Source organism: Herbiconiux dendrobii (genome assembly GCF_052048175.1).
In the GTDB taxonomy this organism is placed as follows: domain Bacteria; phylum Actinomycetota; class Actinomycetes; order Actinomycetales; family Microbacteriaceae; genus Herbiconiux.
Genome location: NZ_JBLZQV010000001.1, coordinates 827114 through 840687, shown reverse-complemented (window position 1 = coordinate 840687; position 13574 = coordinate 827114). Strand labels below are relative to the sequence as shown.

The following is a 13574-nucleotide window of genomic DNA, read 5'->3' as shown; positions in this document are numbered from 1 at the left end:
CCACCGGTGACCACCCTCGCTCCCTCCCCCGTCTCGGGCGCCGCCGTCGTGCGGCGCCCGAGACGGCTTCGTGCGCTCTGGCTGCTGGCCGTGACCGTGATCCTGCTCGCACTGACGGTCGCCTCGGTGATGATCGGCTCGCGCGAGGTGGACTGGGCGGATGCGGTGGCCGCGTTCACGGGCCGGGCCGACGGTTTCGGCGGTGCCGCCGTCGAGAAGCGCATCCCGCGTACCCTCCTCGCCGTGCTCGCCGGGGCCGCACTCGGCGTCTCGGGGGCCGTGATGCAGGGGGTGACGCGCAATCCGCTCGCCGACCCGGGCATCCTGGGCGTGAACATGGGGGCCTCGCTCGCCGTGGTGACGGGGATCGCGTGGTTCGGGCTGAGCTCGGCGGGCCTGCAGATCTGGGTGGCGATCGGCGGCGCGGCACTGGCCGCCGTGTTCGTCTACACGGTCGGCTCGCTCGGCCGCGGCGGGGCCACCCCGCTGAAGCTCGCGCTCGCGGGCGCCGCCACCTCCGCCGCGTTGGTCTCGTTCATCAGCGCCATCGTGCTGCCGCGCGCCGACATCGGCGACGCCGTGCGCTCCTGGCAGATCGGCGGGGTGGGCGGCGGCACCTTCGCCGCCGTGCAGCAGGTGCTGCCGTTCCTGCTCGCCGGCTTCGCGATCTGCCTGCTCTCGGCCCGCGGCCTCAACTCGCTCGCGCTCGGCGACGAGCTCGCGGCCGGCCTCGGCGAGCGCGTGGCCGTGGCCCGCGGTGCCGCCGCCGTCGGGGCCGTGGTGCTCTGCGGAGCCGTCACCGCCGTCACCGGCCCGATCGCCTTCGTCGGCCTCGTCGTGCCGCACGCCTGCCGCCTGCTGGTGGGCGTCGACCACCGCTGGCTCCTCCCGTTCTCGGCGGTGACCGGGGCCGCGCTGCTCACGGCGGCCGACATCCTGGGCCGCATCGTGGCCCGCCCGGCCGAGATCGACGTGGGCATCATCACGGCGCTGATCGGTGCGCCGTTCTTCATCTTCATCGTCCGCCGGCAGAAGGTGCGGGCCCTGTGAGCACCGCCCTCTCCCCCGCGCCGGCCCGTTCGGCGACCGCCACGGCGATCGTCCGCAGCCGCCGCAGCCGGGCCGCGCGGCGCCGGGCCGTGATCGGGGTGCTGGCCGCCCTCATCCTGATCGCCTTCGCCGTGACGCTCATGGTGGGCCAGACCTTCTATCCGCCGGCCGACGTGATCGGCGTGCTGCTGGGTCAGGATGTCTCGGGCGCCACCTTCACGGTCGGCCGGCTGCGTCTGCCCCGTGCGGTGCTCGCGGTGCTCGCCGGTCTCTGCTTCGGGCTGGGCGGCGTCACCTTCCAGACCATGCTGCGCAACCCGCTCGCGAGCCCCGACATCATCGGCATCAGCGCGGGCGCGAGCGCGGCGGCCGCGTTCGCCATCATCACGCTCTCGCTCGGCGCCGCACAGGTGTCGGTCTTCGCCATCGTGGTGGGGCTGGCGGTGGCGCTGCTGGTGTACCTGCTGTCGTACAAGAGCGGGGTCGTCGGCACCCGGCTCATCCTGATCGGCATCGGGGTCGCCGCCATGCTCGACAGCGTCACCGCCTACGTGCTCTCCCAAGCGGCGCAGTGGGACCTGCAGGAGGCGCAACGCTGGCTCACCGGCAGCCTCAACGGCAGCAGCTGGGGGCAGGTGCTGCCCGTGCTGGTGGCCCTCGCCGTGCTCGCACCGCTGCTGCTCGGCCAGTCGAAGAACCTCGCGACGAGTCAGCTCGGCGACGACACCGCCTCGGCCCTCGGCGTGCGGGTCGACCGCACCCGGCTGGTCGTGATCGTGACGGCGGTGGGGCTCATCTCCTTCGCCACCGCGGCGGCCGGGCCGATCGCGTTCGTGGCCTTCCTCTCGGGGCCGATCGCGGCGCGCGTCGTGGGACGGGGCGGTTCGATGCTCGTGCCGGCGGCCCTCGTCGGCGCACTGCTCGTGCTGGTGGCCGACTTCGTGGGGCAGTTCGCCCTCGGCACCCGGTATCCGGTCGGCGTCGTCACCGGGGTGCTCGGCGCGCCGTACCTGATCTACCTCATCATCCGCACCAACCGCCGAGGAGGCTCGCTGTGACGACCGACCACACGCTCACCGTCGAGAACCTCTCGCTCGGCTACGGCGACCGCACCGTGATCGAGCACCTCGACCTGCTCGTGCCACCGGGCCGGGTGACGTCGATCGTGGGTGCGAACGCCTGCGGCAAGTCGACGCTGCTGCGGTCGATGTCGCGGCTGCTCGCTCCGCGAGCGGGCCAGGTGCTGCTCGACGGGGCGCAGGTGCACCGGATGCCGGCCAAGCAGCTCGCCCGCACGCTGGGCCTGCTCCCCCAGTCGCCCATCGCGCCGGAGGGCATCACGGTGGCCGACCTGGTGGGGCGGGGGCGGCATCCGCACCAGGGCATCCTCTCGCGCTGGAGCACCGCCGACGACGAGGCGGTGGCGAGCGCGCTCGAGGCCACCGACACCGTGGCGCTGGCCGACCGCCCGGTCGACGAGCTCTCGGGCGGGCAGCGCCAGCGGGTGTGGATCGCGATGGCCCTGGCCCAGCAGACCGATCTGCTGCTGCTGGACGAGCCCACCACCTTCCTCGACGTGAGCCACCAGATCGAGGTGCTCGACCTGCTGACCGACCTCAACCGCACCCGCGGCACCACCATCGTGATGGTGCTGCACGACCTCAACCTCGCGGCGCGCTACTCCGACCACCTCATCGCCCTCGCCGACGGGCGGCTGCACGCCGCCGGCGACCCCTCGACGGTGCTCACCGAAGACGTGGTGCGCGCCGTCTTCGGCCTCGAGAACCGCATCATCGCCGACCCCACCACCGGCAAGCCGCTCATGCTCCCCCTCGGCCGCCACCACGTCACCGCCTGAGCGCTCACCGCGTCAGCGGCTCCCGCGCCCTCTCGTCTATCTGCGCTCCTGCTGCTGGTGCGTGGCAGGTGTCCCGATCCTCGGCATCGCCATCAGCGGCACGGCCGATTCGATGCGGGCAGGGCGGCCGGCCGCCAGGTTCTCGGCCTGGCCGCGGACGTAGCCCGGGATGTGCTTCTCGATCGACGGATGCGCGGACAGCTCCCAGGTCGCCTCGACGATGTCCTCGAGAGTGCGTGCGATCGTCTCCCGTGCGGAGTCGGCAGGCACGCCCCAGGCCTCCGCTTCGGCGACGAGATCATCGACCGTGACGTCTGGGAGCTGCGAGACGCCGTTGATCTTCATGGCCAGCGCCGTGCCGAGGGAGAAGTCGAGGGCCAGCGGAGCGGCGTCGTAGAAGGGCGCGAGCCGGGTGCGTCCGGTGTCGTCGTGCAGGAGCGAGAAGTTCTTGGCGTGCGGATCCGTGTTCCCGGCGGAGACATTCAGCACGGTGTATCGGAGCAGTTCGAGCCGGTCGGAGAATCGACGCGGGTCCACGACCGATCGACCGGAGTCCACCAGGCCCGCCACCGCCCGCAGCGTCGAGGCCGGGTTCCGCGTCTCGAACTTGTCGTCGCCGCCCCAGGGCAGGCCCAGCGCCTGTCCGGCGTCCTCCTGATGAAGACGCTCGATGGTGCCGGACTGCGAGACCCGGCGGTCGTACCGTTCGATCACGAGCACATCGAGATCTCCGATCGTCTCGATCCCGGTGCCGAATCCGGCGAGTCCGAGTCGCCGAGCGATCTGCAGCACGTAGTGCTCGCCCTCGATCGCGGCGCGCTGTCCCGCCTCGACGGGCTTCAGGATGTGCGTGGAGGGGACCGTTCCGTTGCCCCGCCACCAGCGGCCGCCTTGCCGCGTCAGCGTGAGTTTGCGCTGGAAGCCCGGGTGCGCCGATCCGCCGCCGCCCACAAGGAATCCCGAGGCGTTCTGCAGGAGAGCCGCAACCTCCTCCGCAGTGAGCTTCTGCGGCTCACCGGGGTCTGGAGGGTCGCCGATCCGAAGCGCACCGGCGAGGTCGGCCCCCACATACCGGAGCAGCCCCAGCAGGTCGTTGCTCACCGTCTTCGCGTCCTTGGCCAACCGCTCGATGTGCGCACCCTCGGGCAGCAGAGCGCCGAAGAAGGACTCGGTCTGTTCCACGTCCGAGCGCGAGACGCGCAGGCTGCGACTCAAGACCGGCGAGTTCAGGCCCCACCGCGACTCCGCGTCATCCGACCAGCGCAGCAGGGCCTTGCCCTCGTGCGGGACGAGCTCGCCGATTCGGGTGCCGAACAGGCTGACGGGGAGTGCGGACTCGTCAGTCATTGTTCCAGTCTTCGGCGACCGTCTCCGCATGGAGCGTGATGCCCAGCCTTCGCAGGACGTCGAAGTAGTTCGCGTCGATGCGCTTGGGCTTGCCTGCCTCCAGCTCGGAAACATAACGCTGACTCGTCCCCAATGCCGCCGCGAGCTGGCTCTGTGTCAGACCGGCCTCCACGCGGATGCGGTGCACGAAGCGCCCGAGATCCTGTGGTTTCTCCAGCAATGAGCGCATACCGCCTCCTCTATTACCGTTCGGTAATCAGTCTAGCCGTGATTACCGATCGGTAGTAGCGAACGCACGCATAACCGTTCGGTAATTTCCTCGGCGGCGTGCAGCCCACGGCGATCTTCGAGACGACCGGCTGAGGCGGGCGCCCGGTTGGCGTGTCGTCGGTGGTCGGTTCTACGATGACGACTGCGCGGGCCGGCGCACTCCCATCCGAGAGGAGCACCCGTTGGCCGGCTGGCACCCCGTGGACAATCTGGTGCCCAGCACGTGGGTGTACCGGATCAGCGGGGCTGCCGAACCGTTCGCAGAGATCCGCTATCTGCCTGTCCTGGACGCTGACGGCTTCGAGGTGTGGCGGTTCCGCGTGGTGACGTGGCAGGTCCCGAGGGAACTGATCGGCGACGGCTACTACTCGACGCTGGAGGCCGCCGCGAAGGCGTGCGCGCACCATCACGTGGTCGTCTCGGTCCCGCGCATCCTGAACACGTCGCCGTCGCACGCGGGGCGGGGAATGTAGGCTCCCGGCGCACGACCTGCTCCGAGGGGCGGTCAGTCCGGTTCGGGGATGTACACGAAGGCCTGCGCCGGTGTGAACCCGGGAGCGCTGACCGTCATCACGGTGTCCGAGTACTGTGCGGGTCTCAGCGGCGTGTAGCGGACGGTGAAGCTGAACAGCCCGTCGCCTGCATCCACGATGATCGGCTGGTCCACGGTCAGCTCCAGCGGGTCGGCGAACGTCACCGAGAGGTCGGTGCCCTTCGGGTAGGTGGTGCCCGTCTCGAGCGTGAACACCCCGGCGACGTCGGCGGTACCACCGAAGAAGCTGGTGACGCCGTACCACTCCTCGGACAAGCTCGTCGACCCGGTGCTCTGCGGCTCCGACGCAGCGGCGGAGGGAAGCGACAGAGCATGCTGGATCACCGGCTTCGCCCACGCAGCCGCGCTCGGACCGGCGCCCGATGCGACGGCCACCGCCGCGGCCGCTGCGCCCACCCCGCCGAGAAGCAGCACGCGCCGTTCGACCGTCGGCTCATCCCCCGTCATGCGTGGCGACTCATCGGGCCGTGGTGGTGCGAGTAGTGGTGTTGTCTGTCACGTCGATCCCCCCGGCCTCATGTTAGGGGCAACTGCCGCTCATCGTCGTGCTTCAGGTGATCCTGAAGGAGAAGGTCTGGGGCACCGGGTCCGGCAATCCGACGGAGCTGGAGAAGGTCATCGGCGACGGCTACTTCGTGTCGCTCGAGGCAGCCTCGGGGGCGTGCGCACGGCACCACGTCTTCGTTTCCGTTCCACCGGTCCTGAATACATCGCCGTCGCAAGCCGGCCGCGGGAGCTGGAAGTGTCGCCTCTTCAGGACATGACCGCTTCAGGGCGCGGACCTTCCGTTACGGTGACCGTATGACCGAGGATGCCCCTCACACTCTCAGCCGCCGTACGGTCGTCGGAGCCGCCTGGGCCGCGCCCGTCGTGCTCGCAGCGATCGCTGTTCCCGCGGCCGCGGCCAGCGAAGACACGCGCCGCCTCGTCCTCGACGTCTCCCCTCCGTCGCAGGACGGGCCCCTCACCAGGTATCTGATCCGGGTCACGAACGACAGTGACACGGATATCCCTGCGGGCGGCCTCCTCGCGACTCTGCCCTACTCGCCCGACGGCTACTTCTTCGCCGGTTTCAGCGGCGACATCAGCTGGAACTACGGCACCTTCGACGATTCCGGCGACACGCCCTTCGCCTACTACGCCACCATCCCGGCCCACGACACCGCCGGACCGCTGCTGATGTACCTCGGCAAGAGGACCTCCGGCCAGACACCGCCACCCGTCGCCACCCTGACGTTCACCGCCACCGGGTTCCGGTCGGAATCGACAGCACTGCCCGTCACCTACGGATGACCAGGCGGACGATGCGCTGATTCACTCCTCCGCACCGGCTCAACGTGCCGCGCCCGTGCTCCCAGGAGGAATGTGAACGCCGGGAGTGCGCCTACCCATCGCGCACTCCCGGCTAGGGAACGAGCGGGGGAAACGCTCCCATGGCCGACACCATAACCGACCCCGAAGATTGTCCCCGCAGCAACACAGCAGTACCGACGTCGACGGGCTTCGTCGCCAGCACCACCCGAAGAGCGAAGCAGGCACCTGGTAGATACCGGATCGGCCCCGCCGTTCGACTCCCTGGCACAACGAAAAAACGGCCCGGGTTTGGAGACCCGGGCCGCTTGCGTGGTGCACCCCCTCGGACTTGAACCGAGAACCCACTGATTAAGAGTCAGTTGCTCTGCCGATTGAGCTAGAGGTGCGAGGCTCTTGGCGAGCCAGTCGTCAACATTAGCATGCTCCGAGGATGATGTGAAACCGAGCCCGGGATGCGAAATACTGGAGCCATGACCGACACCAGCGCACGCCTCGAGGCCGGACAGACGGCCCCCGACTTCACCCTCCTCGACGAGCACGGGAACTCCCGGTCGCTGTCGGAATTCCGCGGTCAGCGGGTCATCGTGTACTTCTACCCCGAGGCCGGAACGCCGGGCTGCACCACGGAGGCCTGCGACTTCCGCGACAACCTGAACTCGCTGAAGAGCGCCGGCTACGTCGTGCTGGGCATCTCGCGCGACAAGCCCGAGAAGCTGGCGAAGTTCGTCGACGAGCAGGGCCTGAACTTCCCGCTTCTCTCCGACCCGGATGTCGCCGTGCACCACCTCTACGGCGCCTGGGGCGAGAAGTCGCTCTACGGCAAGACCGTCACCGGCGTGCTGCGCTCGACCTTCGTCGTCGACGAAGACGGCATCCTCACCCTCGCGCTCTACAACGTGAAGGCCACGGGGCACGTCGCCTCGCTGCGCAAGAAGCTCAAGATCGACGCCTGAGCCCGCGCCGCACCGTCACTCGCGGCGGGTGGCCGCCACGACGGGTGGCGTGAACAGCAGCAGCATCGCCAGCACGGCGGGCACCAGTAGGTACCAGCCGATGGTGGGCGTGGCCACCAGGCCCTGGAAGCAGCCGATCGCGATGACGATCTGCAGCAGCTGCCAGGTGAGGGTCGCCGCCCTGGTCCATGGGCGCGCCCGGAGGGTGTGGATGGCGACGAACGAGAGGAACAGCGCGGCGACGGCCGCGAGCACCAGGATGGCCAGCGCCGTCGTGTACGAGGTGGGCCGCGCGGTCAGCAGCTCGAGCACGAGCCACACCACCACGCCGATCATCACCAGCGCCTCGGCGCCCACGATCACCGCGAGCAGCACCAGCAGAGCCGGTCGCCGAACCGGCTCACGGCGGCCCGTCACACCGTGTTCACCCGTTGTTCCGCGGCTGTTCGTCTCGTCACTCACGCTCGTACTCCCGAGAAAACCCTTGATTTGCAAATACCAGTATGCGACCATATTTGAGGTCAACGTTGCTCACAGTGACGTGAGCGGGTGCAATCTCCTCTGATTGCAACGTCTACCGTGCCGTTGACTATTCACCCGAATCCCCCCTTAGGTCGTTCGACCTACGCACCTGGCTACATAAGGAGCACCCGCTATGGATTGGCGCGACAAAGCCGCCTGCCTGACCGCAGACCCCGAGCTGTTCTTCCCCGTCGGGAACACCGGACCTGCCGTCGACCAGATCGACAAGGCGAAGGCCGTGTGCGCCCGTTGCACCGTCACCGAGGTCTGCCTGCAGTACGCACTCGAAACCGGTCAGGACTCCGGCGTCTGGGGTGGCCTGAGCGAAGACGAGCGCCGCGCTCTCAAGCGTCGCGCCGCGCGCGCCCGCCGCGCATCCTGAATCTCTGAGAACCCGCTGACCCGGTGTCAGCGGGTTCTTTGCGTGTCTAGGGCTTCTTGAGCCAGCGGAACGGGATCTCGATGGTCACGACCGTGCCGCTGCCCACCATGGTGTGCCAGTCGATCGTGCCGCCGAGCTCACCCTGGATGAGCGTTCGCACGATCTGCGTGCCGAGCCCCGAGCCGACCTTGCCCTCGGGCAGGCCGGTTCCGCTGTCCCGCACCTCCACCGTGAGCGTCTCCTCCGAGCGCGTGGCGACGATCTCGACCTCGCCTTCCTGACCCGCCAGCCCGTGCTCCACCGCGTTGGTGACGAGCTCGGTGAGCGCCAGGGCCAGCGGCGTGGCGTACTCGCTCGGCAGCACACCGAAGCTGCCCGAGGACTTCGGATGCACCGTGGTGTTGTGCGCGGAGGCGACCTCGGCCACCAGCAGCAGCACCCGGTCGAACACGGTGTCGAAGTCGACCTTCTGGTTCAGCCCTTCGGACAGCGTGTCGTGCACCACCGCGATCGCCGCCACCCGGCGCATGGCCTGGGTGAGGGCGTCCCGAGCCTCGTCGGAGTGGGTACGACGGGCCTGGATGCGCAGCAGCGAGGCGACCGTCTGCAGGTTGTTCTTGACGCGGTGGTGGATCTCGCGGATCGTCGCGTCTTTCGTGATCAGCTCGCGCTCCTGGTGGCGCAGCTCGGTCACGTCGCGGCTCAGCACGATGGCCCCGAAGCGGTGGCCGCGGGTGCGCAGCGGGATGGCCCGGAGCGACACGGTGACGCCGCGTGCCTCGATGTCGGTGCGCCACGGCGCCCGGCCCGTGACCACCAGCGGCAGCGACTCGTCGACCACCAGGCGCCCGGCCAGCAGCCCCGTGGTGACCTCGGCCAGCGACTGGCCCTCGAGCTCCCCGGCGAAGCCCATCCGGTTGAAGGCGGACAGCCCGTTGGGGCTCGCGAAGGTCACCACACCGTCGACGTCGAGACGGATGAGACCGTCGGATGCTCGCGGGGCTCCCCGACGAGGGCCGGTCGGAGCGCCCAGATCGGGGAAGTCGCCCGCCGCGATCATGGCGAACAGGTCGTTGGCGCACTCGTTGAAGGTGAGTTCCTGCCGGCTCGGCGTGCGGGCCTCGCTGAGATTGGTGTGCCGGGTGATGACCGCGATCGGCTTGTCGGTGGTGGTCTGCTCGGAGACCGAGAGGCGCCGCAGCACCGGGACCGCGCGCACGCGCGTGGGCGTCTCCTCGTACCAGTCCGGCGCCGCGGTGTCGACGATCTGAGCGCTCTCGAACGCATCCGTGACCTGCTTGCGCCATTCGGGCTTGATGGTCTGCCCGACGAAGTCGCGGTAGAACAGCGTCGCCGAGCTGGAGGGGCGCGAGTGGGCCACCGCGACGAAGGTGCCGTCGGCGGTGGGAACCCAGAGCACGATGTCGGCGAAAGCCAGGTCGGCCAGCAGCTGGCAATCGCTGACGAGCAGGTGCAGCCACTCCACATCGGCTTCGGTGGAGCTGCCGTGGGCCGAGACGAGATCGCTGAGTGTTGACACGAGAACTAGCCTACGGCGACTCGCCTGGCACTCGAATCAGAGGCCGATCGAGAGCCCGATTCGAGGGCCGACGGAAGGGGAGCTCCCGTGACCACGTTTCCCTACGAAGTGGCCACGGGAGCCGTAACATTCCGACCGGGGCTGCGGCAGATCGGGGGAACGGGCACCCCGGTCGGAAACTCGTGCTTTCGCGTGCCTTCAGTACACCAGCGGGCGCCACCTGGGTGTTATGAGCAATTGCCACCTAATACAGCCGGCAGCGGGACGGATTCCACAGGGCACAAACGCTGCTGGACAAGCTTTCTCGACACTGGTTGAGTAACAGCCCTCAGCACCATGGTGAGCAATCCTTACCTCTGCGGTGCTGCCTCTGAACAGAAGGAGCGCTCATGACCTCGACCACCCTGGAGATGCCTCGAGAACTCGTGTCGGGCCCACCGGCGCGTCTCGAGCCGGAGCCGGTCGACGACGACGCAGCACTGCGCGGCGATGCGCGCGCTCTGGCCGAGAACCTCGCGCGGTGCGTGATCGAGATCCTGGCCGGCACGCGGAGCCTGGATCAGATCGCCCGGTGGCTCTCCAGCGACGTGCACGCCCACCTGATGAAGCGCGTGGTGCTCTCGCAGCGTGCCCGCACGGCGCGCGGCGAGGCACCCGGTCGTCTGAGTTTCCGCATGGGCTCGACGGTGGTCAGCGAACCGCGTGACGGGGTGGTCGAGGCGGTCGTGATCGTGCACGGGCGCGCTCGGTCACGCGCCGTGGCCATCCGCCTGGAGGCGCTGGGGATGCGCTGGCGGGCCAGCGCCGTACACGTGCTCTGATCCGATGAAGGATGAGCCTCGAAGACGGGCGGGGGCTACTTCTTCTTGCCCTGGGCACGGCGCTGAGCGCGGTTGACCGGAGCCTGAGCCGCGGGCTTGGCACCCTGGGCCGCGGGCTTGGAGCCCTTGGCCGCGGTACCGGAGTTAGAGCCCGAGCCCGATGACTTCGCCGCAGAGCTGTTCCCGGCCGACCCGGAACCCGACTGCGACGCCGCGCCGGAGGAGGGCTGGGCACCCGCGCCGCGGGAGAAGGCGCTCGCCACCGGAGCCGACTTCTCTTCCGCCTGCTGAGCACGCGCGGTGGCGGCCTGCTCGATCTGGCCGCGCTGGTTGCGCACCTCGACCCCGCCGGAGTCGCTCGGCGCGGAGAAGCTGAGCTTCTCGGCCGGAGCGGTGGGCTGGGTGAGTCCCTTGGCCTCGACGACCGGCGCGCCGACCGCGCTCGGCGAGGAGTTCACCTCGACCTCGAGGTTGAACAGGAAGCCCACGGTCTCCTCGCGGATCTGGCCCATCATCGACTGGAACAGGGCGAAGCCCTCGCGCTGGTACTCCACCAGAGGATCGCGCTGCGCCATGGCGCGCAGTCCGATGCCGTCTTTGAGGTAGTCCATCTCGTAGAGGTGGTCGCGCCAGCGGCGGTCGATCACCGAGAGCACCACGCGGCGCTCGAGCTCGCGCATGGCCTGTTCGCCGAGGGTCTCCTCGCGGCGCTGGTAGGCCAGCTTGGCGTCGGAGAGGATCTCGCGGGCGACGAAGTCGCGGTTGATGCGACCCTTGCTGCCGGCCTCGGCGATGACCTCGTCGATGGTGATGGAGATCGGGTAGAGGGTCTTCAGTTCGGCCCACAGGGCGTCGAAGTCCCAGTCGTCGCCGGTTCCGCTGGAGGCGTGGTCGGTGATCACGGCGTCGACCACGTCGTCGAGGAACTTCTGCGCCCGATCCTGCAGGTTGTCACCCTCGAGGATGTGCCGGCGGTCGCTGTAGATGGCCTCACGTTGACGGTTCAGCACGTCGTCGTACTTCAGCACGTTCTTGCGGATCTCGGCGTTGCGGCCCTCGACCTGCGACTGGGCGCTGCGGATGGCACGGGAGACGACCTTGGACTCGATCGCGAGGTCATCCGGAACGCTGGCCCGGCCCATCAGGCTCTCGGCGGCACCGGCGTTGAAGAGGCGCATCAGGTCGTCGGTGAGAGAGAGGTAGAACCGGCTCTCCCCGGGGTCGCCCTGGCGGCCGGAGCGACCGCGGAGCTGGTTGTCGATGCGGCGCGACTCGTGGCGCTCGGTGCCGAGCACGTAGAGGCCGCCGGCCTCGATCACCTTGTCGGCCTCGGTCTGCACCTCGGCCTTCACGGTGTCGAACACCTCGTCCCACGCCGCCTCGTACTCCTCGGGGGTCTCGGCGGGATTGAGACCGCGCGCGTGCATCTCGGCGACGGCGAGGAACTCGGCGTTTCCGCCGAGCATGATGTCGGTACCGCGACCGGCCATGTTGGTGGCGACGGTGACCGAACCGAGGCGACCGGCCTGAGCCACGATCGCCGCTTCACGGGCGTGGTTCTTGGCGTTCAGCACCTCGTGCCGCACCCCGCGCTTGGCGAGCAGGCGCGAGAGGTACTCGCTCTTCTCGACGCTCGTGGTGCCGACCAGCACCGGCTGGCCCTTCTCGTGCCGCTCGACGATGTCTTCGACCACCTGGTCGAACTTCGCCTGCTCGTTCTTGTAGACCAGGTCGGACTGGTCGATGCGCTGCATCGGGCGGTTGGTCGGGATGGCGACAACGCCGAGCTTGTACGTGCTCATGAACTCGGCGGCCTCGGTCTCGGCCGTACCGGTCATGCCGCCGAGCTTGTCGTAGAGGCGGAAGTAGTTCTGCAGGGTGACGGTGGCGAGGGTCTGGTTCTCGGCCTTGACCGCCACACCCTCCTTGGCCTCGATGGCCTGGTGGATGCCCTCGTTGTAGCGCCGCCCGGCCAGGATGCGGCCGGTGTGCTCGTCGACGATGAGCACCTCGCCGTTCAGCACCACGTAGTCCTTGTCCTTCTTGAACAGGGCCTTCGCCTTGATGGCGTTGTTCAGGAACGAGATCAGCGGAGTGTTGGCCGACTCGTAGAGGTTGTCGATGCCGAGGTAGTCCTCGACCTTCTCGATGCCGGGCTCGAGCACGCCGACGGTGCGCTTCTTCTCATCGACCTCGTAGTCTTCTTCGGCCACGAGCCTGGTGGCGATCTGAGCGAACTCGTTGAACCAGCGGTTGGCCTCACCGGATGCCGGGCCCGAGATGATCAGCGGGGTACGGGCCTCGTCGATGAGGATCGAGTCGACCTCGTCGACGATGGCGAAGAAGTGGCCGCGCTGCACCATGTCGCTGGCCTGCCAGGCCATGTTGTCGCGCAGGTAGTCGAAGCCGAACTCGTTGTTCGTGCCGTAGGTGATGTCGGCCTCGTACTGCACGCGGCGCTCGGCCGGCGTCTGACCGGCGAGGATGCATCCGGTGCTCATGCCGAGGGCCCGGAACACGCGGCCCATCAGCTCGCTCTGGTAGCCCGCGAGGTAGTCGTTCACGGTGATGACGTGCACGCCCTTGCCGGCGATGGCGTTGAGGTAGGCCGCGGTGGTGGCGACCAGCGTCTTGCCCTCACCGGTCTTCATCTCGGCGATGTTGCCCAGGTGCAAGGCGGCGCCACCCATCAGCTGAACGTCGAAGTGCCGCAGGCCCAGGGTGCGCTTGGAGGCCTCACGCACGGCCGCGAAGGCCTCGGGGAGCAGGTGGTCGAGGCTCTCGCCCGCCTCGTAGCGCTCGCGCAGCCGCGGCGTCTCGTCTTTGAGCTCCTCGTCGGAGAGCGCCTGGAAGTCTTCTTCCAGAGCGTTGATCGCCTTCGCATAGTTCTGGAGCTTGCGAAGGAGCCGGCCCTCGCCGACACGAAGGACCTTTTCAAGAACTGAGGCCACGGAGCTTCTCCCA

The 13574-nt window shown here is 68.8% G+C and carries 14 protein-coding genes and 1 tRNA gene; 8 read left to right on the top strand and 7 right to left on the bottom strand.

From position 1 onward, the window contains the following. The first annotated feature begins 6 nt into the window (after window positions 1–6). From ACN4JJ_RS03880 to ACN4JJ_RS03870, 3 genes are read left to right on the top strand one after another with little or no spacing between them, the layout of a single operon-like run. Window positions 7–1050, top strand: a complete 1044-nt coding sequence (locus ACN4JJ_RS03880) for a FecCD family ABC transporter permease (protein ID WP_440708584.1) — start codon at window positions 7–9, stop codon at window positions 1048–1050. Continuing rightward, on the top strand, window positions 1047–2108 hold the full coding sequence (locus ACN4JJ_RS03875; RefSeq protein WP_440708583.1) for a FecCD family ABC transporter permease: 1062 nt from the start codon (window positions 1047–1049) through the stop codon (window positions 2106–2108). The genes ACN4JJ_RS03880 and ACN4JJ_RS03875 overlap by 4 nt, the downstream gene beginning before the upstream one ends. Then, window positions 2105–2908, top strand: coding sequence for an ABC transporter ATP-binding protein (locus tag ACN4JJ_RS03870; RefSeq protein ID WP_440708582.1), 804 nt, complete (start codon window positions 2105–2107; stop codon window positions 2906–2908). The genes ACN4JJ_RS03875 and ACN4JJ_RS03870 overlap by 4 nt, the downstream gene beginning before the upstream one ends. 36 nt (window positions 2909–2944) lie before the next feature. Here ACN4JJ_RS03870 and ACN4JJ_RS03865 read toward each other — a convergent pair whose 3' ends face one another. Together ACN4JJ_RS03865 and ACN4JJ_RS03860 are read right to left on the bottom strand one after the other, a co-directional pair. Continuing rightward, on the bottom strand, window positions 2945–4255 hold the full coding sequence (locus ACN4JJ_RS03865) for a HipA domain-containing protein (protein WP_440708581.1): 1311 nt from the start codon (window positions 4253–4255) through the stop codon (window positions 2945–2947). Continuing rightward, window positions 4248–4484, bottom strand: a complete 237-nt coding sequence (locus ACN4JJ_RS03860; protein ID WP_440708580.1) for a helix-turn-helix domain-containing protein — start codon at window positions 4482–4484, stop codon at window positions 4248–4250. The genes ACN4JJ_RS03865 and ACN4JJ_RS03860 overlap by 8 nt, the downstream gene beginning before the upstream one ends. A gap of 223 nt (window positions 4485–4707) precedes the next feature. On the opposite strand from ACN4JJ_RS03860, the gene ACN4JJ_RS03855 reads away from it, so the two are divergent. Further along, a complete protein-coding gene (locus ACN4JJ_RS03855; RefSeq protein WP_440708579.1) occupies window positions 4708–4998 on the top strand; it encodes a hypothetical protein in 291 nt (96 codons plus the stop codon). A gap of 32 nt (window positions 4999–5030) precedes the next feature. Here ACN4JJ_RS03855 and ACN4JJ_RS03850 read toward each other — a convergent pair whose 3' ends face one another. Further along, window positions 5031–5525 carry a hypothetical protein gene (locus ACN4JJ_RS03850; protein WP_440708578.1) on the bottom strand — a complete coding sequence of 165 codons (495 nt, stop codon included), beginning with the start codon at window positions 5523–5525 and terminating at the stop codon, window positions 5031–5033. Window positions 5526–5879: 354 nt separating this feature from the next. On the opposite strand from ACN4JJ_RS03850, the gene ACN4JJ_RS03845 reads away from it, so the two are divergent. Continuing rightward, on the top strand, window positions 5880–6371 hold the full coding sequence (locus tag ACN4JJ_RS03845; RefSeq protein ID WP_440708577.1) for a hypothetical protein: 492 nt from the start codon (window positions 5880–5882) through the stop codon (window positions 6369–6371). A 331-nt stretch (window positions 6372–6702) separates the two neighbouring features. On the opposite strand, the gene ACN4JJ_RS03840 is transcribed toward ACN4JJ_RS03845, so the two are convergent. Then, window positions 6703–6778, bottom strand: a tRNA-Lys gene (locus ACN4JJ_RS03840). A gap of 84 nt (window positions 6779–6862) precedes the next feature. On the opposite strand from ACN4JJ_RS03840, the gene bcp reads away from it, so the two are divergent. Continuing rightward, window positions 6863–7345, top strand: coding sequence for a thioredoxin-dependent thiol peroxidase (gene bcp / locus ACN4JJ_RS03835; RefSeq protein WP_440708576.1), 483 nt, complete (start codon window positions 6863–6865; stop codon window positions 7343–7345). Window positions 7346–7360: 15 nt separating this feature from the next. Here bcp and ACN4JJ_RS03830 read toward each other — a convergent pair whose 3' ends face one another. Then, the gene (locus ACN4JJ_RS03830) at window positions 7361–7807 is read right to left on the bottom strand and encodes a hypothetical protein (protein ID WP_440708575.1); all 447 of its coding nucleotides are present in this window, start codon (window positions 7805–7807) and stop codon (window positions 7361–7363) included. Between the two features lie 193 nt (window positions 7808–8000). On the opposite strand from ACN4JJ_RS03830, the gene ACN4JJ_RS03825 reads away from it, so the two are divergent. Then, entirely contained in the window at window positions 8001–8249 is a 249-nt protein-coding gene (locus ACN4JJ_RS03825) for a WhiB family transcriptional regulator (RefSeq protein ID WP_055808652.1), read from the top strand. A 46-nt stretch (window positions 8250–8295) separates the two neighbouring features. On the opposite strand, the gene ACN4JJ_RS03820 is transcribed toward ACN4JJ_RS03825, so the two are convergent. Further along, entirely contained in the window at window positions 8296–9789 is a 1494-nt protein-coding gene (locus ACN4JJ_RS03820) for a sensor histidine kinase (RefSeq protein WP_440708574.1), read from the bottom strand. A 389-nt stretch (window positions 9790–10178) separates the two neighbouring features. Between ACN4JJ_RS03820 and ACN4JJ_RS03815 the strand changes: the two genes are divergently transcribed. After that, the gene (locus tag ACN4JJ_RS03815; protein WP_440708573.1) at window positions 10179–10610 is read left to right on the top strand and encodes an Rv3235 family protein; all 432 of its coding nucleotides are present in this window, start codon (window positions 10179–10181) and stop codon (window positions 10608–10610) included. 35 nt (window positions 10611–10645) lie between these two features. Here ACN4JJ_RS03815 and secA read toward each other — a convergent pair whose 3' ends face one another. Continuing rightward, window positions 10646–13561 (bottom strand): preprotein translocase subunit SecA, encoded by a 2916-nt coding sequence (secA, locus tag ACN4JJ_RS03810; RefSeq protein WP_440708572.1) that lies wholly within the window; start codon window positions 13559–13561, stop codon window positions 10646–10648. Window positions 13562–13574 lie beyond the last annotated feature (13 nt).